The organism is Paenibacillus sp. ACRSA, assembly GCF_022346845.1.
Classification (GTDB): domain Bacteria; phylum Bacillota; class Bacilli; order Paenibacillales; family Paenibacillaceae; genus Paenibacillus.
Genome location: NZ_JAKRNP010000002.1, coordinates 142,410 through 161,392, shown reverse-complemented (window position 1 = coordinate 161,392; position 18,983 = coordinate 142,410). Strand labels below are relative to the sequence as shown.

The 18,983-nt window shown below is 42.1% G+C and carries 14 protein-coding genes; 8 read left to right on the top strand and 6 right to left on the bottom strand.

Annotated elements, in window-relative coordinates; genetic code table 11:
- Window positions 1-55 precede the first annotated feature (55 nt).
- The gene (locus MH215_RS05675) at window positions 56-1,792 is read right to left on the bottom strand and encodes a glycoside hydrolase family 2 protein (protein WP_239288989.1); all 1,737 of its coding nucleotides are present in this window, start codon (window positions 1,790-1,792) and stop codon (window positions 56-58) included.
- A gap of 153 nt (window positions 1,793-1,945) precedes the next feature.
- On the opposite strand from MH215_RS05675, the gene MH215_RS05670 reads away from it, so the two are divergent.
- Window positions 1,946-2,782, top strand: a complete 837-nt coding sequence (locus MH215_RS05670; RefSeq protein ID WP_239288987.1) for an AraC family transcriptional regulator — start codon at window positions 1,946-1,948, stop codon at window positions 2,780-2,782.
- Window positions 2,783-3,107: 325 nt separating this feature from the next.
- Complete coding sequence (locus MH215_RS05665; protein ID WP_239288985.1) at window positions 3,108-6,461, top strand: tetratricopeptide repeat protein; 3,354 nt, start codon at window positions 3,108-3,110, stop codon at window positions 6,459-6,461.
- A gap of 277 nt (window positions 6,462-6,738) precedes the next feature.
- On the opposite strand, the gene MH215_RS05660 is transcribed toward MH215_RS05665, so the two are convergent.
- Together MH215_RS05660 and MH215_RS05655 are read right to left on the bottom strand one after the other, a co-directional pair.
- Window positions 6,739-7,374, bottom strand: a complete 636-nt coding sequence (locus tag MH215_RS05660) for a hypothetical protein (RefSeq protein WP_239288983.1) — start codon at window positions 7,372-7,374, stop codon at window positions 6,739-6,741.
- A 238-nt stretch (window positions 7,375-7,612) separates the two neighbouring features.
- Complete coding sequence (locus MH215_RS05655; RefSeq protein WP_239288981.1) at window positions 7,613-8,785, bottom strand: MFS transporter; 1,173 nt, start codon at window positions 8,783-8,785, stop codon at window positions 7,613-7,615.
- A gap of 104 nt (window positions 8,786-8,889) precedes the next feature.
- On the opposite strand from MH215_RS05655, the gene MH215_RS05650 reads away from it, so the two are divergent.
- Complete coding sequence (locus MH215_RS05650; protein ID WP_239288979.1) at window positions 8,890-9,786, top strand: LysR family transcriptional regulator; 897 nt, start codon at window positions 8,890-8,892, stop codon at window positions 9,784-9,786.
- Window positions 9,787-10,048: 262 nt separating this feature from the next.
- Here MH215_RS05650 and MH215_RS05645 read toward each other — a convergent pair whose 3' ends face one another.
- Window positions 10,049-10,600 (bottom strand): TetR/AcrR family transcriptional regulator, encoded by a 552-nt coding sequence (locus MH215_RS05645; RefSeq protein ID WP_239288977.1) that lies wholly within the window; start codon window positions 10,598-10,600, stop codon window positions 10,049-10,051.
- 162 nt (window positions 10,601-10,762) lie between these two features.
- Between MH215_RS05645 and MH215_RS05640 the strand changes: the two genes are divergently transcribed.
- Window positions 10,763-11,689, top strand: a complete 927-nt coding sequence (locus MH215_RS05640) for a ketopantoate reductase family protein (protein WP_239288975.1) — start codon at window positions 10,763-10,765, stop codon at window positions 11,687-11,689.
- 253 nt (window positions 11,690-11,942) lie between these two features.
- Here MH215_RS05640 and MH215_RS05635 read toward each other — a convergent pair whose 3' ends face one another.
- Entirely contained in the window at window positions 11,943-13,367 is a 1,425-nt protein-coding gene (locus MH215_RS05635) for a glycoside hydrolase family 1 protein (RefSeq protein ID WP_239288973.1), read from the bottom strand.
- A gap of 243 nt (window positions 13,368-13,610) precedes the next feature.
- On the opposite strand from MH215_RS05635, the gene MH215_RS05630 reads away from it, so the two are divergent.
- The 3 genes from MH215_RS05630 (at window position 13,611) to MH215_RS05620 (ending at window position 15,802) form a co-directional block, all read left to right on the top strand.
- The gene (locus MH215_RS05630; protein ID WP_239288971.1) at window positions 13,611-14,579 is read left to right on the top strand and encodes a LacI family DNA-binding transcriptional regulator; all 969 of its coding nucleotides are present in this window, start codon (window positions 13,611-13,613) and stop codon (window positions 14,577-14,579) included.
- Between the two features lie 210 nt (window positions 14,580-14,789).
- The gene (locus MH215_RS05625; protein ID WP_239288969.1) at window positions 14,790-15,083 is read left to right on the top strand and encodes a DUF3817 domain-containing protein; all 294 of its coding nucleotides are present in this window, start codon (window positions 14,790-14,792) and stop codon (window positions 15,081-15,083) included.
- Between the two features lie 113 nt (window positions 15,084-15,196).
- The gene (locus tag MH215_RS05620) at window positions 15,197-15,802 is read left to right on the top strand and encodes a pentapeptide repeat-containing protein (protein WP_239288967.1); all 606 of its coding nucleotides are present in this window, start codon (window positions 15,197-15,199) and stop codon (window positions 15,800-15,802) included.
- 172 nt (window positions 15,803-15,974) lie between these two features.
- Here the strand turns inward: MH215_RS05620 and MH215_RS05615 are convergent, their stop codons facing one another.
- The gene (locus MH215_RS05615; RefSeq protein WP_239288965.1) at window positions 15,975-16,808 is read right to left on the bottom strand and encodes an AraC family transcriptional regulator; all 834 of its coding nucleotides are present in this window, start codon (window positions 16,806-16,808) and stop codon (window positions 15,975-15,977) included.
- A 118-nt stretch (window positions 16,809-16,926) separates the two neighbouring features.
- Here MH215_RS05615 and MH215_RS05610 point away from each other — a divergent pair, with 118 nt between their 5' ends.
- Window positions 16,927-18,393: an alpha-L-fucosidase gene (locus tag MH215_RS05610; protein WP_239288963.1), complete on the top strand. Its 1,467-nt coding sequence runs from the start codon at window positions 16,927-16,929 to the stop codon at window positions 18,391-18,393.
- Window positions 18,394-18,983 lie beyond the last annotated feature (590 nt).

Below are 18,983 nucleotides of genomic sequence, written 5' to 3'. Positions count from 1 at the left end.
CCCATCGCCCTCCTGATTATCCTTAATGATGTTTATATCATGGGAATGACGGTATCTAGTTCAGTGTAGAACCCCAGTTGTACGGATCGTTATGGTCGGTGTAAATCCCCTTAACCACACGATAAGCAAGTTTGGGTTTTCGATATTCGTTAACCAGCCCCTTGTTATTGAAGGAGCGTGCCCTGTCTCTAAAGTGTGGTTGATGGCTTAGGAGTTGACCACGCGTATCAGCGAACTGCCACACATAAGTGCCACTAATCTTAGGATCGCTTCGGAAGAGCTTCAGCGATTTGCCGAGTAGATCAGCCTGATAGTCTTCGCTAAATAAGCGTGGTTCCCAACCAGAATCTCCATAGACTCCCGCTCCGCCGAATTCAGTCATGAGCACCGGGGTATGTTCAGCTCCATATTCGTTGCAACGCTCATGAAAGACTTGGAGCATTTCTTCGAACTCAACATGACCGAAGTACCATCCACCGTAATAGTTAATTCCAATAACATCGAATAGTCCAAGACAGATATCAGTCATAGGGTGCATCGTGGCAAATGCGACAAGTCTAGATGAATTTTTTTCCCGAACGAGCTCAGTCATTTTGACGGATAGATCATAAGCCTGCTGAGAGCGTGTATCAATTTCGTTATGAACAGACCAGAACAGGATAGATGGATGGTGGAAATCTCGCTCGATCATCTCATCCATCATGGTTAACGCGCGTTCCACGAAGAGAGGATCGTCCGTTTCCTTGGCGGGAAAAGCAGCACCCCATATCGGTATTTCACTCCAGAACAGGATGCCTTGCTCATCAAGCAGGTCGATCCAGTACTCACTCTGAGGATAATGTGACCCACGCACAGTGTTGCATCCCATCTGGCGGATGATATCCAGTTCCTTGGTCATCAATTTGTTGGGAAAAGCGAACCCCCACTCGGGATGCTCTTCATGCCGGTTAACACCCTGTAAGTATAGCTCCTTGCCATTCAGTATAATCTTCTTGTCTCGCGTCTCTATCGTACGGAAACCAATGCGTTCAGTCAGATCGTCCTGTCCAACGACTGCTCGAAATAGGTACAGGGTAGGGTCTTCGGGATCCCAACGTTGAAGGTCTGACCATTGTTGTTCCAGCAAAAGTTCCGTGCTTCCCATTGCCGGTAAGTAAGCGTTCTCATTTTGGAAAATATCATTGTTCCGATAGAGTGAAACAGGGACTTCAAGGGGTTTATCAGATAATGAATTAAGCTTAAGTAAGATTCGGACATTTGCGCTAGAATCGCCTGTCATCTCATAGGTAATCCGCATTCCCTCAACCCATACATCTGACAAACGTTGTATCTCTACTGGACGAATGATCCCCCCGTAATGAAACCAATCTACAATATGATAGGGCAACGTGTTCGTTCCAAGTGTACTGTCTGTACGGACAATGAGTTCGTGTACACCGGAAGTAACGTTAGGAATTGTAAAGTCAAACGGAGTGAATCCACCATAGTGATATCCTAAATGCTGTCCATTCCAATAGACATCGGCATGTCCCATTACAGCGTGAAACAGTAGACGCAGGTGACTAGGATTGTCAAGGATTACCCAGGTACGGTACCATGCCACACCTTCGTATTCGTATTTACCGAGCTCGTTATTCCAACAACCTGGTACAGGTACACGATCAGGATTGGCCGGGAAATTCGTAATCCACCCTTCAGTTATTCCGACATCGTCCTTGTCAAAAACGAAATCCCATAATCCATCAAGCTGTTGCGAATCCCTAAGTCGATGCTGCTGATACGTTCGAATCATAATCATCATCTCCATTATATTTTTGCAATAGAACATCTTGGATGGTCTGTATGTTGGGAGTGTAGCATTCGAACCAAGGTAGCGACAATGGTAAAAACAATCTTCATCATTTGTCAAAAATGATACTATTATAGAAAAAGGGGGGGTTATGTTATGGACTATGCTTTGGGAAATATGGTAGTGCACATCCATTGGGTACTTGCCAAGCCGCCATTGCCAGGGTGGGAAGATATAAGGCAGACGGTAACGGGGCATACCTTTTATTACATTTACAGTGGGAAGGGAACGTTTCGTTGTGAGGAGAGAGATATCGAGGTTGGCGGAGGAACATTAGTATACCTATGGCCGGGACTGCCACTATACATGAAATCGTCTGATGCACACCCACTTCGTATGACGATGATTCTGTTCGATTGTGCTTCGCTTATTAAAAATGAAAATGAATGGGATAAACCTACGCCGATTGAGCGGCTAAGACTTCCATTTCTGATGCCTCTGCAAAGTGAGCGTACGAGCAGGATAGGGGAACAATTCCGGGAAGCAGAGAGGGAATGGGTGCCTGGAGATCTGGTGCGAGAGGCTAGAGTGAAGTCAGTCTGGTATCGATTGATACAAGAGATCCATGAAGCCGCTGAAGCAGGAGGGAGACACAGTGATGAGGACGGTATAATAGAGGCACTACGAGATTTCAAAGGGAAGCTAGATACAGAATTTCCTACCGAGTTACGGATTACCGAATTGGCTGAGCAGACGGGATTCTCACCTGTTTATATACGCAGAACTTTTGCAGCTCGGTACGGGTGCAGCCCCAAGGAGTATCTGAATCAGCTTCGTAATGAGCATGCAGTTCGCCGGCTCCGGTTCACAAGTGATTCCGTCTCCGATATCGCCAGAGCATGCGGCTATTCGGACGTCTACCAGTTTAGTAAAACGTTCAAGAAACGCAACGGGTTGTCTCCAACCGAATACCGAAGTGTGCATGAAAACTAATGTTGAACGATGAAGAATCCTTGAAAAATTTATGGCTGAGTATACGGCTCAGCCTCTAATAGGTACACATCGGCAGATTTCCGAGAGTTCAGCAGATGGAGGATATGAGTTTAGGACAACTATTAAGTTTTTCTCTACGAAATTGCCTTGTTCACTTACGTTTCTTTTAAGAATATTTTCGAATGTATTCATATGACCCTTTATTAATTGGGGCTCTTCCAAAATTACATACAAGAATATAGTCCATTAACTACCGACTTTCGTTAATTGTTTATAGGCTAATAAAGCATTAAATTAAAGCTATAAATAGTAAGGAGGATCACATATGAGTGCAAATGATTCATCATCGGCTGTATCTAATCAGGTTCGTGTTTGGGAGGAAAAAGTTGAAATCCCTACCTACGGAACGGGTAAACCTGACAAGAATCCCATGTTCCTAGAGAAGCGAGTATATCAGGGAAGCACCGGACGTGTGTATCCACTTCCGGTCATCGATAAGATCATGGATGAGAAGGTAGCCCAAACCTATTCAATGGCTATTCTCGAAAATGAATATGTTCGAATCGAGATCATGCCGGAAATTGGCGGTCGAATCTACCGTGCGTTAGATAAAACGAACAATTATGATTTCGTTTACTATAATCGTGTCATTAAACCGGCACTTGTTGGACTTGCTGGCCCATGGATTTCAGGAGGCATCGAGTTTAACTGGCCCCAGCATCACCGACCTAATACATTTGGAGCTGTACAGCACACGGTTACGGAGAACCAAGATGGTAGCGCTACGGTGTGGGTTAGTGAGATCGATCGAATGTACGGTACTAAAGTAACGACAGGATTCACATTGCATCCAGGCAAAGCCTATATCGAAATTACTGCACAGATGTACAATCGTACATCTGAACCGCAAACCTTCTTATGGTGGGCAAATCCTGCCGTTGCGGTGAATGATCATACTCAAACGGTATTTCCTCCAGATGTGACAGCTGTATTTGATCACGGAAAACGAGATGTGTCGAAATTCCCTATTGCTACAGGTACGTATTACAAAATGGATTATTCTGAGGGTGTCGATATCTCTAGATACAAAAATATACCGGTTCCTACTTCATACATGGCGTACAAGTCTGACTATAATTTTGTGGGAGGTTATGACCATAGCGTCCAGGCAGGACTGCTGCATGTAGCCAATCATCATGTTTCTCCAGGTAAGAAGCAATGGACATGGGGGAATGGCGAATTCGGTCAAGCTTGGGATCGAAGTTTAACGGATGAAGATGGACCTTACATTGAGTTGATGACTGGTGTATTCACCGACAACCAACCTGATTTTACATGGCTCCAGCCATATGAAGAAAAATCGTTTACCCAGTATTTCATGCCTTACAAAAATATTGGAGTGGTTAAGAACGCTTCCATCGATGCTGCAGTGAATTTGGAAGTGGATGAAGCGCTTCGAGTTGCGACAGTCATGGCCTACGCTACATCTGTATTTGAAGGCGCGACAGTTGAATTAAAGGGACATAAACGTACGTATGTGAAGGAAAATGTAACTCTTTCTCCAGAGTTAACTTATAAATCGGTCATTACGTTGGATGATGGAGACCAACCTTATGATTTACTCTTAACGGTACGGGATTCTGAACAGAACTTACTCATCAGTTATAGACCAGCCAAGCCATCCATTGAACAGATTCCAGATGCCGCGAAGCCGCTGCCTCTTCCAGAAGAGCTGAAAAGCACAGAGCAATTGTATCTTGCCGGACTTCATTTGGAGCAATATCGACATGCTACCTTCGAACCGGAAGACTACTATGAGGAAGGATTAAGAAGAGATCGTACTGACATCCGTCTGAATGTCGCTTATGGTACACTTTTGCTTCGAAGAGGTGAACTGGAAAAGGCGGAAACACATTTCCGTACGGCCATCCAATCATTGACCTGGCGCAACCCGAATCCATACGATAGTGAAGCTTACTACCAACTTGGCTTAACGCTTCGACTTCAAGAACGGAATGAAGAAGCCTTCAAGGCATTTTATAAGGCAGTATGGTCTTCAGCTTATCAGGACAGTGGCTACTATGCATTAAGCCAGATTGCATCCGAGAGGGGAGCATATCTAGAAGCTCTGGATCTGGTAGAACGTTCACTGGTTCGTAATGTTAGAAACTACAAATCAAGATTGGTTAAAACGGCGCTGCTTCGCAAGTTGGGTCGTCACGAAGAGGCCATTGCTTTTGCTGATGAAACGCTAACGATGGATATTGCAGATTTCGGCGCGAGATACGAAAAATTCATGAATCTTGAAGCAAAAGCTAAAAGTGAGGAGGCTCATATCGTACAAACTGAGCTGTACCAGTTCATGCGAGATGATGCACATAACTTCTTGAATCTGGCTTGGGATTATGCAGGAAGTGGCTTTTTCGAGGAAGCAGCTCATGTGTTAGAAGAAATACGCTCGTTACAGGGTGGATCGACATATCCGATGGTTCATTACACACTAGCTTATGTCTATGACAAGTTGGGACAGAGCGATAAAGCAGGGCAAGAACGTCACATTGGTGAGAATGCTGCACCGGATTATTGTTTCCCGAATAGCCTGTTCGATCTGAGCGTATTGCTGCATACAGTTAACCAAAATCCATCAGATAGTAAAGCACATTATTATCTAGCAAACCTTTATTATGATAAAAAACGAGCAGAAGAGGCCATTCATCATTGGGAAATCTCTATTCGTCTTGACAGTACATTCGCAACAGCACACCGCAATCTTGCCTTGGCTTATTACAATAAAGAAAGTGATGCAGAAGCTTCATTAAAATCGCTTAACCAAGCATTTGAATGTGATCAACAAGATGCCCGCGTTTTTTATGAGCTAGATCAGTTATATAAAAAGACTGGCGTTTCTGCACAGGAACGGTTGACGAAACTTCAGAAACATATGCATCTTGTCGAACATCGTGACGACCTTTACCTCGAATATATTACCGTGCTGAATACTTTGGGCGAACATAATGAAGCCTTGTCATTGTTGTTGGGTCGACGTTTCCATCCTTGGGAAGGGGGAGAAGGGAAAACGACAGGACAATATACGCTTGCGCTAGTTGAGCTTGCCAAGCAGGAGAACCAACGAGAATCGTATCAAGATGCTGTTGCACTACTACAACGGGCGTTCCATTATCCTGAGAATCTGGGCGAAGGTAAACTTGAAGGCGCACAAGAAAACAATGTGAACTATGAACTTGGACTCGCTTATCAGGGACTTGGACAACAAGAAGATGCCATTGTTCATTGGAAACTTGCTTCAGAGGGGTTAGAAGAACCCGCTAGTGCGATGTATTATAATGATCAGCCGCCAGAGATGATATTCTATCAAGGGCTAGCGTGGGATCAACTGAACAATTCAAAAGAAGCAAAGCGTCGCTTCAACAAGCTGATTGATTACGCAGAAAGACATCTGTTTGATGATGTTAAAATTGATTACTTTGCCGTATCCTTACCTGATTTTCTGGTATTTGAAGATGATCTGAACAAGCGTAATCAAACCCACTGCCTGTTCATGCTGGGTCTTGGATTACTGGGTCTCGGTAAAAAAGATGAGGCCAAAAAACGTTTTAATGAAGCGATACAGTTGGAACCTAACCACCAGGGAGCGAGAATTCACTTGGAATTATGCTGAAGCATTAATGTTCAAGACAGCACAACGTGATTGATAGCCATTTTCGCTAGAATCGTTAAAAGGAGTGAACTCCGGGACGACCAGTTCCGGAGTTTTATTTGTATGTTATGCCGTTAATCAATATACCCTTAGAACAGCTGTACCAGTATCAAGGTAGGAATCCTCTTCCGACGATCATCAGCTTCCCGTCTATTTAAGAAGTATCGGCGTGCACTGGGGACGTACACTGGTTGCACGGTTATTAGGATTCATCTATCAACACACTGTTTTGTAGGTTTTATGTAGATGTTCCGTTCAGCCAAATGTTCTTAAAGGTAGAGGGATCGTTGTAAAAAAGTTCGGATCGCTCCAGCTTTAACATCCAGAAGTTTGGCTGCCAACGTGTACAGTCTGGCTCCAGATCTATAAGATTTTGTAAGCCAGTTTCAGCATCGAAAGGTATGAGATCGATTAACTCTTTCTTATAAAAAAGTGCGCTAAATCCATGCTCAATCGAAAGCCTATTTTGATTAAAAAAGTTGATGGAATAGTATGAAAATTGGTCTTTGATATAACTAGGATGAATCTGAAGGAGCGGAGAACCTAAGTAGTTATGAATTTCTTCTTTATGACTGAAATGGATAGGATCAAAGTTATGTGTTTCCTCATCATAGACTTCATAAGCCATTTGATTGCTATTTTGCCATGCGAGCATACTTTCCAAAAAGATATGATATATTTCCTCAAAATGTTCTTTTACATAATAGATACTGTTTAGATCGGTTATACAGAGAGGCTGTTCTGCTTCATCAATAAACGTATTCAGGGTATACAGATCTGTTTGAAATAAATCTTTTGAAGCTTGAACCTCTACCGTTCCTTCCCAACAATAGTGTTTTTCATCATACTTAAGCTGATCAATTGTCTCGTCCATAACTCACCTCTCATTGTTTACATAGTTCTAGTTTACATCAGCACCTGTAATATAGCACCCACTCCAATTTGTGATGGATTCGACGCAGATTAATAGTTGAAGTTATGGGAAACGTTATTGCGGTTAGAATAAAAAACGAATAAAAAACAGTTGATCTATGTGATCTGCTGCTTTATTCGTTTGGTGTTCCATATAGCCGAAACTGAAAAGGAGTAGCTATTTTACGATTTCAATGATTTTATCCTACATTTTTAGAAGATGGTTCGGTAAGTTTCCAACCTAAGAAAATCACAATGAATCCAATACCAATTAACAAATACATCGTGGGGAGGAAGCTGCCTGTGTAGTCATATAGTAATCCAATGATAAAAGGACCAACTGCACCTATCATATATCCAATGGCTTGTGTCATGGCTGACCACGTACTTGCCTCAATGGGGGAGTTTGTTTTATCAATGGGTAATAATAAGGTTAATGAAACAAGACCACCGGCACCAATTCCTAAACAAATACTTGCTACAATAGGTGTAATATTTGTAAAACTCAGAAGAGCTAAACCTATAATTTCACTAAGTGTGAAAAATGTAATCCAGAATCTTCGACTCGGAACGGCTCTTAAGAGAAGAGGTAACAACAGCGTAGCTGGCAACTGTGCAATCATCGAAATGGTACCTGTAAGACCGGCATATGATGAAGCATATCCCTTATCTTCTACAATTGCTGGAAACCAAGCTGCAAAACAATAGAACAAAAGAATGACAATTCCGACAAAAGAGGTTAATAACCAGGCTTGTTTATTTTTTATTGGTAAGGAAGCTCTGTTTTGCTGAGCTGTTTTATATTTGAGCGTATGGGGATGCCTGATAACCCTAAACCAAAGCGGGACAGCCATGAGTGCAAATATAGACCAGAAGCCTAGTCCGATTTTCCACGAATCATTATACCAATGTTGTATAGGTGTTGTTAGCCCTATTGCAATCGATGCACCAACGACCATTGATGTAGAATACATACTGATCATAAGCGGCACTTTATCTGGAAAGTAACTTTTGATAAAACCAGACATTAACGGACTTACAATACCGATCCCTGCACCAATGAATAAAGCGGTAATTAATAGATATATGGGAGAATTCGTAAAGAACCTTAGAAATGTTGCAATACCAATGCAAGCAATGAAGATCGCAATAATCTTTTCAGATTGATAACGGTTGGCTAAGCGCCCAGCAAATAATGAGCACAACCCAATACATAATAAAGGGATTGAAGTCAGTAAACTTGCTGAAGTTGAACTCATGCCTAAGTCATTGGTTATACCGTGTAAGACTGGACTGAGTGAAGTGATCCCAGGTCTAAGATTGAAAGAAGCTAGTATGAGTGCGAAAAAGAATAACTTGTAACGATTTGCCATGCACGAAATACCTCCTGTGAATTCTTGATGAAATATTTTCTTTTATGTTACATTGAATTTTACATATTATAAAATGCATATTTATTATGAAGGAGATATCATAAATGGTATGGAATGAGACTCAAATTCAACTCTTAGTTAAAATATCGGAAACAGGGAGTTTTACAAAAGCAGGCGAAGAATTGCATATGACGCAACCAGCAGTAAGTCGCATTGTGGCAGCTGTTGAATCCGAATTAGGTACAAAGTTGATTGTGAGAAACAAGAGAAAGGGAGTAGTTTTTACTGATGTGGGAGAACGTATATTAATTCTTTTTAGAAATGTCCTGAGTGAATTGCAAAAAGTGGATGAATTAGTTGCAGCCGAGAAAGGGTTAGAAATTGGGCAAGTTCATATAGGAGCTTACCCTACAGCATGTACAAGGTTTATCCCCAAAATTATACGCACAATGGAAGAAAAGCATCCAGGTCTTGAAATCAAGCTTTCGGAAGGCAGTGTGGATCAAGTTAAAGAATGGTTACGAACTAGATCTGTTGATGTAGGAATAACGATATCTCCAGACCATGACTTTGATATTATTCCATTAGTGAAGGATGAGTTCGTTGTAGTTATTCATTCAAACCACCCTTTAGTTCAGAACGAATTGATACAGATTCCTGAATTGGAAGGTGAGAATTTAATCCTTGGAAGAGGTGGATATGAGGCACCAGTACATGCGATATTTAATGAGTTTAAAATGAAACCTAAAGTACGGTTTGTAGTTGATCATCTAGATACAGCACTCAGTATGGTCAAAGAAGATTTAGGGATTATTATTACAACTCGAGGAGCGCTCTCATCTCTACCCGAACAAGTAATATTACGTGAATTAAAGCCCAATATGTTCAGAGATATTAATATAGCCGTGCCAGACATTAATGACATATCCAATGCTACAGATGCTTTCATCCAAACAGCATGTTCACTTTTTAGCGATAAAACGTCTAAACGAGGGATATAAAGTGTAAAAAAGAGAGTAAAGAAAAACAAGAGGAAAACGTAGATAGAAGATATCAAAAGGTGACCATAAAATGTATACAAAAAATTACAAGTCACTACTATAGTGACTTGTTTCATTTATTTATAACACGAACATAGTGAGCTCACTTTGCTTTTGAAACTGTCCATCTGCCATAGATCGGCGTTTTGTTGTACAAGAATTAGTGGTTATAGAAGTAAGGAGAGCTATTGGTGGCTAGACGATCGGGCAAACAAGGAAGTCTTCACCATAGCTGCAGCCTTGCTTCAAGAATCTTATTCATCTGTTCGACCATCTCTTCTGGCGTATAAGGCATGGATTCGACCACCCACCACTCAATCAATCCTGTAATGGAAACGGATAAAAATTGGGCGAGTACATCCCTATGAATATCGCTTTCTAGTTTCATATGGTTCACCACCATAGTGACATTCCCCTTAATCATCTGTGTCATACGGTGTCTGAACGTGGGAATACCTTTGTTCGTAATCAGTACGCTATAGATCGCTGCGTGCTCTTTCAGATACGTGAACGCACGAATTAACAGATCTCGGGACAGTTCGGTGGTTGTTCCTTCCTCCGGTATACAACTGTCAGCTAACATCATCAGATATGTATCCACGCTCTGCTCAAGTAAGTCGTATTTATCCGTAAAATGCAAATAGACTGTTCCCCGGTTGACATTGGCTCGATCCGCAATCCCCTGTATCGTAACTTTCTCAAAATCCTGCTCTCCTAACAGCTCAATAAACGCTTGCATAATCATTTGTCTTGATCGCATAATGCGTCGATCCATGATTTTCTCCTTCTTTCTTGAACACATCCGGTGTCCAATGTTCAATTTTCAACAAAAGCGAATGTGATTAGCCATTGCGCGTGCATCGTTCTCAATGATACCTTGATTGTAGTACACATGTTAGATATACAACAACTGTTAATTATGTGAGGGGGAATTCTATTGAAAATACTCGTGTACGGTGCGGGTGTGCAGGGAAGCTATTTAGCGCATGTTCTCGTACAAGGGGGTCATGACGTGACTGTGTTAGCAAGAGGCAAGCGAGCGGAGGAATTGGAAAAGGAGGGAGTTGTCATCCGACATTACCTTCAACGTAAGACAACTGTTGATTCCATTCGTGTGATTCGTACATTAGAACCGGAAGATGTGTATGACTTAATCTTCGTCATGATGAAATATTCCGACTTCGAGGCTGTGCTGCCGATCCTCGCGGATAACGATAGCCGCCATATCGTGCTAGTCGGTAACAATATGGATACATACGCGATGCAGGACTATTTAAGCAAGTCTAAGAGATCACCTAAACAGGTTGCTTTTGGGTTCCAGACTACTGCTGGTACACGTGCTGACGGAAAAGTTATTTGTATCCGTGGCGGCCACGGGCAGATGGTCATCGGGGGATTAGATGGCACGATTCCTTTCCGTTCCCTACTGGAGCAGGCATTCATGCGAAACAAATACAAGCTTAATTTTCTTGAACAGATCGATGCTTGGTTGAAAAATCACATGGTGTTGGTTGTGCCGATGAACATGGTCATTCTATTCCATGGCTTTCAGATGAAAGAGGTTGTGCGTGACGACAAGCGCATGCGTCAGATGGTCGCGGCGATGGGGGAGGGCTTCCGTGTATTAGATTCATTAGGGTATCCGCTAATTCCTGCGGGGCAAGCATCGTGGATTACCAAACATCCTCACTTCATCCGCTGGGCGCTAAAGCTTTTCTTAGCGCTTCCGGTTAGTCGATTGATTGATGGAACAGTAGTAGAGCTCAAGGCGTTGAATAACTCATTTGCAGGTTGGAGAACTTTATCGGATGTGTCCACACCGAACTGGGATGCGTTAGAGGCAGAGTTGCTTAGCCTATCATAATCCTGATCCAAACCATAAGAACTAGCGCAATGACAGGTGATTGATGAGAGGAACGATAGATCAGCTTCAGTGTGTTCAATATGTTAGGTAACTGTAGTTCAACTATAGTAAACGTAAGGTTGGCAGATAAAGAAAAGCGCAAGCAACGGGGTTAATTTCACCGCGAAGCTTGCGCATTAATACAATTTCTTGAAAATTCATGCAGTCCGATACGCTGAATCAACAATCGTCCAGCGATTTTTAGTGTACGTAATTAACGCTTTAAGCTTTTTCCGTTAGTGCTAATGATATCTTTGTACCAGTGGAACGATTTCTTACGATAACGTTCAAGTGTACCTGATCCATCATCATGACGGTCAACATAAATGTAGCCATAACGTTTTTTCAGTTGAGCGCTAGAAGCACTCACGACATCGATACATCCCCATGAGGTATAACCCATGACTTCAACGCCATCTTCGATCGCTTCAGCAACCTGTACTAGGTGATCATTCAGGTATTGGATACGGTAATCATCTTCAACCGTTTTCTCACCATTAGCGCCAGTAATAAGCTCGTCCACAGCACCAAGCCCATTTTCTACGATGAACAATGGTTTTTGGTAACGATCATAGAACATGTTCAATACATAGCGAAGTCCTTGCGGGTCAATCTGCCATCCCCATTCGCTTGCTGCGAGATAAGGGTTCGGAACACCTCCAAGCAAGTTGCCTTCACCTGCTTTTTGTTTCTCCGGATCAGCTGTTTGGCAGATACTCATATAATAACTGAAGGAGATGAAATCAACCGTATTGAGCAACATTTCCTCGTCGCCAGCTTCCATTTTAATCTCAATACCTTTTTCACGGAAATAACGTTTCATGTATCCTGGGTAACGACCTCTTACGTGTACATCACCGAAGAAATAGTTGCTATGCTCGAATTCCATCACTTTAATCATATCATCTGGATTCGGTGTTAATGGGTACGTAGGCATGCTAAGGATCATACAGCCAATCTGTGCACTTGGAATGATCTCATGACAGAGCTTCACCGCAGACGCACTCGCTACCAATTCGTGATGGATCGCTTGGAACAAGTCCTGCTTGCTCAATTTTTCTTTTGGTGTGTAGATACCGCCACTCATGAATGGAGCTTCAAGGATGGAATTGATTTCATTGAATGTCAGCCAGTATTTAACTTTGTTTTTGTAACGTTTAAATACTGTAGTAGCATAACGCTCATAGAATCCAACCATTTTACGGTTAACCCAGCCATCATACTCTTTGGAGAGATGCAGTGGTGTTTCATAGTGGGACAGAGTCACCAACGGTTCAATTCCATATTTAAGGCATTCGTCGAAGAGATCGTCGTAGAATTGCAGACCTTCTTCATTAGGCTCCAATTCATCGCCTTTTGGGAAAATGCGTGACCATGCAATAGAGGTACGGAATACTTTGAAGCCCATTTCGGCAAAAAGTTTCACATCTTCTTTGTAGCGATGATAAAGATCGATGCCGATCAGTTTCATATTATCTTCTGTTGGTTCTTCTGTGATTGGCCCCATGATACCTCTAGGAGCTACGTCCTGCGTGGACAAGCCTTTACCACCTTCATTGTATGCACCTTCAGCTTGGTTTGCGGCGATTGCGCCACCCCACAAGAAGTTTTCTGGGAAGTTAAATTGAGTATTACTCATTCTGTATCACTCCAGTAGTCAAATTGGTTAAACGAATAAAAAGTGATTATTGCCTGAAGCACTTGAAATGAAATCAAGCAACAGGCTGATAAAAAAAGCTTAAACGTTGTAACGGGTTACACGTCAAGTTTTACTTTTGACCTTTTTTTGAGGCATACTATATATAGCATCAGTGATATTATTAATCCCAATTCCTTAGGCGAACATTCTGCAACATGATGAGCGGGAAGAAAAGGAGTTCAGATGTCCAAGTTCGATGAAATTATGAAGCGATCTGGTTATTCGAAGGCAACCGTTTCACGAGTGATCAACAACTCACGTCACGTTAGTGACGAAGCGAGGCAGAAAATAACTGAGATTATGAAGCAATTAAATTATATTCCTAATCGAAATGCCATTTCGCTATCAACAGGGCAAACGAAGCAAATCGGTATCGTCACATCCACATCAAATGCCATTATTTTATCTTTCATGAATCAATTTATAGATACAGCGATGGACTTTGGATTTCAAACGCTGATTTATACGACTCGTGGAGATAAAGATATAGAATTACAGGCTTTTGAAGATCTGCGGAGTAAACGTGTGGATGGGTTAGCGATCATCGCATGTGTGAACGATCCTGAGAAGTTGAAAGCTTATCTTGAATATGGTCCTATTGTTTCATGGCAGCGCATGGGGAATAACGAGATCCCGTCGGTTGCTATGGATCAGGCTGAAGGATATATTCTTGCACTGGAGCATCTGGTATCCAAAGGATACACGCGAATCGCCAACGTTTTCGGTCGGGCAGATAGCATCAATACGCAAAGTCGCAGAGTGGCGTATGAGACATTCATGGCGAGTAAAGGACTACCTGTGTTGAAAGAGGACTACCAATACTGGGTATTTACTTCATCCGATGGGGAAGAAGCGATGCGCAAAATGGCAAAAGCCCCCGAACTTCCCCAAGCTGTATTGTGCTCCAATGACTATGCAGCGATCGGTATTTTAAGTGAAGCGCGTAAACTACATATTAGTGTACCGGAGCAACTTGCGATTGTTGGCTTTGATGATGTTGAACTGTCTCGTGTACTCGGAATCACTACGATACATAATCCGATTGCTGAACAGGCGACCCAAGCATTCCACCAATTATGGGCAGTGCTTGGCAGACAGAAAATGGAGCCTGAGCCACTCACATATCGATTGGTTGCACGCGAGACCACATAAATCTGAGCACCTGATCATGCCAATCAGGTGTTCTTTTTTGTTCTTTAATTATTCAAATTTGAAGTAATTCATCATGGAAGACATGCGTTATACTGAACAGGAGTTTCAACTGTATAGGGATAGGTGAACAGTGATGCTCATATAAGCATGTGATGTTACAAGTTACATATTTCACAAACTAAGAACAAATGAAAGGTGAGAATGAATGTTATGAAGACCGTAACCGGCCGATTTAGAATTGCGGGTATTTGGGAGGGGATTTCCTTCTTATTATTGCTTCTCGTTGCAATGCCATTGAAGTATTTTGCAGATATATCCTCAGCTGTGGCTATCGTGGGCATGATTCATGGAATTCTCTTCCCACTCTATCTTATTGCGCTAGTGCATATTGCGGTAGTGTATAAATGGAAGCCAGTGCGCTGGTTCATGGGTGTACTTGCTGGATTTTTGCCTTTTGGAACTTTTGTATTCGAATCCTATCTTCGCAAGAGAGACTGGAAGTAGAACAAAAAAAGAATCTTGACTTTTAGTGCCATCTAGGCAGGTACTTGACAGGGGTATGGTATAGTGAGGAAAGTTTGATTCATACTGAATACCATACATTGCAGGAGGATACTGTGTACCAATACAAAGATCAGGAATATGATACAGTGCAGTTTGATGGACGTGATTTACGTTATGGAGAGCTTATAAGCTGTGTTTTCACAAGATGTACGTTTATGAATACAGAGATGGATGAAATTGAGACAAGCAACTGTCGCTTTATTGAATGTGACTTTAGAGGTGTGACGCTGAATGCTTCATCTCATACGGAATCTGCTTTCGAAAATTGTACGTTTAGTGGAGCAAATCTATTTGTCTCCAAATTCACTTCTTGCAAGATGACAGGCTCTGACTTCTCCGGGGCACAGATGGATGGCATATCCATGATTGGTGGTGATTGGTCTTATACCAATTTGCGTCATATCAAGCTAGGCAAGCAGGACTTAAGAGGCATTCGTTTCCATGAAGTCGATTTCTCCGATACGGATCTGGGCAAGGCCGATCTGAGAGATTGTGATATGTCCAGAGCAACGTTGACCCGAACCAAGCTAACAGGAACCGATCTTCGTGGTGCTAACTTAGATGGAATTGATCTTAAATCACTGGATGTGAAAGGTGCACGAATAGATCGGGAGCAGGCCGTACTGTTTATGCGTTCATTTGGAGCCAAGGTTGACTAGAATGCCCAATGAATAAGGAATAGCTCAGTCGCTAGTAATAGCGTACTGAGCTATATTTATTTTGTAGAAACTTAATTAGTTTGAGCCAAACTGCAGCTCTCGTAAGAAGAAGGAATATAAACACAAGGTAGCATTGGATACATACCACGTCTATTTTTATTTTATTAAACGCTTACAAGACAACGCCCGTCTTTAATTTACGATACTCGGTGGGGGTAAGTCCGGTGTGCTTTTTGAACTGTCTAGAGAAATAATACAGATCACTGAAGCCAAGATGTTCAGCAATGATGGTGACTGTACTTGGTGTGCAGCTTAATAGCTCCTTCGCTTTATCGATTTTTTTGCCCGTAATATAGTGGATGGGCGGGACACCGATCTGCTGTTTGAAGAATCGAATAAAATAATTAGGGTGCATGTAGGCAAGTTGTGCCAGCTCCTGAACTGAAATGTTTTCTTCAATATGAGAATCAATGTAAGCTAGTACAGCCGTGATTTTCTCTATGGCAGGCACGTTAAGATAAGCAATCTGTTGTACGTCCATTTGCATCACATATTGAGCAATGAGCTCCATTAGTTTACTTTTGGCCATCATATGCCCATAAACTTCACCTGACTTCAGATACATAAGTATATCGCGAAAAATCGTATTAATCTGTTCAGGCTGAGCAATCGTACAGAAGTGAGGGAACTTCACAATCTGGAATAGATTGATACCGCCCACCTTAGCACTGAAATGACACCAGTATTTGAGGAAAGATTGATCACTTATGGAAGAGTAAGACTGTGTCACCCCCTCAGGCATTAAGAAAAGTTGACCCGGTACAGGATTGTATTCCTGTTCTCCAATTTTGAGCCAGCCTTCTCCCTCACAGATCCAATAAAATTTGCTGTAATCGGGCGTATAATCTATATCCCGCCAGTCCGTTCCACAGCGATTGTAATCGCCCATGTATAACTCAACTTCTAAGTTGGATAAGTAGTGGGTAAGCAAAGTGTGTTGCTTCATACCTTCATCTCCCGGCCAGGTTAGTATTGTCCATCTATAGGTTAGTGATCTACATGTCTATTCCCGTGTGAAGCCACTACAATACAAGTGCAACCATTAGTTGAAGGGATGTGGCGACATGAATTTGGACAAAAACGAATATTTAAAACATATTGATACAACGATTGCAAAGGGAAAGTATCAGGATAACTGGAACTCGCTTCGTCAATTCAAGGTACCTGATTGGTACCAGAACGCGAAGTTTGGCATATTTATTCACTGGGGGCTATACTCCGTACCTGCGTATGATAGCGAATGGTATTCGCGAAATATGTATATTCAAGGCTCCAAAGCCTATGATCATCATCTAGAGGTATATGGCTCTCATAAGGATTTTGGATACAAGGACTTCATTCCCATGTTTCGTGCAGAGAAGTTTGATGCCGACGAATGGGCTACACTGTTCAAGCAATCTGGCGCAAGATATGTGATGCCTGTAGCAGAGCACCATGATGGTTTTCAAATGTACCGAAGCTCCATCTCTCACTATAACACATATGAAATGGGACCCAAACGTGATCTGCTGGCTGAGATGAAAACGGCGTATGATAAGCAAGGGCTCACATTGTGTGTGTCATCACATCGCGCGGAGCATTGGTTCTTCATGTCCCATGGCAAGCAATTTGAGTCGGATGTGCACGAGCCGTTAGCGCAGGGGGACTTCTACTGGCCTGCGATGCCCGAACCAAAGGATCATTTCGACCTATATGATTGTCCGCCGAGCCAAGCATTTCTAGAGGATTGGTTGATCCGTTGCTGTGAATTGGTTGATCAGTATCAACCACGTGTATTTTATTTTGACTGGTGGATTCAGAACGCCGCGTTCAAGCCTTATTTGAAAAAATTCTGTGCCTACTATTACAACAAAGGGGAAGAGTGGGGTACACCTGTTGCAATTAATTATAAGCATGATGCCTTGATGTTTGGCTCTGCGGTTCCAGACGTGGAGAGGGGGCAATTTGCTGAGCTTAAACCTTACTTCTGGCAAACAGATACAGCTGTCGCCAAAAATTCTTGGTGTTACACGGAAGGTAATGTGTATAAAACAGCAGGAGAGATTATAAGAGATTTTGTCGATATCGTGAGTAAGAATGGAAGTCTTCTGCTGAATGTGGGGCCTCGTGCCGATGGTACTATACCAGATGAGGATCGAAATCTGCTGCTATCGATCGGTAAATGGCTGGAGGTAAACGGTGAAGCGATTTATGATACCACGTACTGGCGCAAGTTTGGGGAGGGGCCAACGGAAATAAAGGAAGGACAATTTACGGATGGGCAGACCAAACTGTTTACCAGTGAAGATATCCGATTTACGGTAAGAGATCATTATCTCTATGCATCCGTTCTGGTCTATCCGGAAAATGGCGTAGTTCATATTCAATCCTTGAAAGAAAAATCACCTTATTTCGAAGGAATCATTAAGGGAATTGAAGTTCTTGGATTTGATGAACAACCTGAGTGGGTAAGAACGGGAGATGCTCTAACGATTACTACGACCAATGTACAAAGCGAATTGCCTGTCGTCTTTCGGTTTGAATTGGATTGATAGCCAGATCACGATATCGTTACATGCATGATGTGAGGAAATAGAGAGACTCAGAGACCAGTGCGAATGAATCGCATTGGTTTTTTGATGTGTTTTAGTCAATTCAGCGCTGTAGGAATATGTCATACAAACAAGGATAAGCGCATTTGGCGCGAATTGACATTGTGAGTTAGCATCGATTGAACTATCTAATTAATAGAACTTTCATAATGACGAAATAATGCAGAGTATTTCAGCGTTGGTAGACATGATAAATACTTATAAAGGCTTATTTTCTATATTTTTCAATTAATATGCTTGATTATCTCATAATACGACTCTATACTAAATCATAAAAATCCAATATAAATATAAATTGTAATTTATATGAAAATTAAGATGTTTTTCTACTAGGGCTCATCTAGCATGTTGACGATATACATTCAACGCCTCAGACACGATACAACCTTCTACTAACGCTTGTGATCACCCTCCGACATAGAACTTACAAACGTTTGCTCACATCGATGATCTACGTTATCCCACTTCCCATGTTTACTCACTCACGATCAATCTATTGCAATGGCTATCCCAACAGAGTACCTACCTCA

Excerpts from the sequence above, each read along its gene's own strand:
- MH215_RS05650 (WP_239288979.1), top strand. The coding sequence starts at position 8,890 with ATGGTATGGAATGAGACTCAAATTCAACTCTTAGTTAAAATATCGGAA.
- MH215_RS05655 (WP_239288981.1), bottom strand. The coding sequence starts at position 8,785 with ATGGCAAATCGTTACAAGTTATTCTTTTTCGCACTCATACTAGCTTCT.
- MH215_RS05625 (WP_239288969.1), top strand. The coding sequence starts at position 14,790 with ATGAAGACCGTAACCGGCCGATTTAGAATTGCGGGTATTTGGGAGGGG.
- MH215_RS05670 (WP_239288987.1), top strand. The coding sequence starts at position 1,946 with ATGGACTATGCTTTGGGAAATATGGTAGTGCACATCCATTGGGTACTT.
- MH215_RS05660 (WP_239288983.1), bottom strand. The coding sequence starts at position 7,374 with ATGGACGAGACAATTGATCAGCTTAAGTATGATGAAAAACACTATTGT.
- MH215_RS05645 (WP_239288977.1), bottom strand. The coding sequence starts at position 10,600 with ATGGATCGACGCATTATGCGATCAAGACAAATGATTATGCAAGCGTTT.
- MH215_RS05635 (WP_239288973.1), bottom strand. The coding sequence starts at position 13,367 with ATGAGTAATACTCAATTTAACTTCCCAGAAAACTTCTTGTGGGGTGGC.
- MH215_RS05630 (WP_239288971.1), top strand. The coding sequence starts at position 13,611 with ATGTCCAAGTTCGATGAAATTATGAAGCGATCTGGTTATTCGAAGGCA.
- MH215_RS05610 (WP_239288963.1), top strand. The coding sequence starts at position 16,927 with ATGAATTTGGACAAAAACGAATATTTAAAACATATTGATACAACGATT.
- MH215_RS05615 (WP_239288965.1), bottom strand. The coding sequence starts at position 16,808 with ATGAAGCAACACACTTTGCTTACCCACTACTTATCCAACTTAGAAGTT.
- MH215_RS05675 (WP_239288989.1), bottom strand. The coding sequence starts at position 1,792 with ATGATTCGAACGTATCAGCAGCATCGACTTAGGGATTCGCAACAGCTT.
- MH215_RS05665 (WP_239288985.1), top strand. The coding sequence starts at position 3,108 with ATGAGTGCAAATGATTCATCATCGGCTGTATCTAATCAGGTTCGTGTT.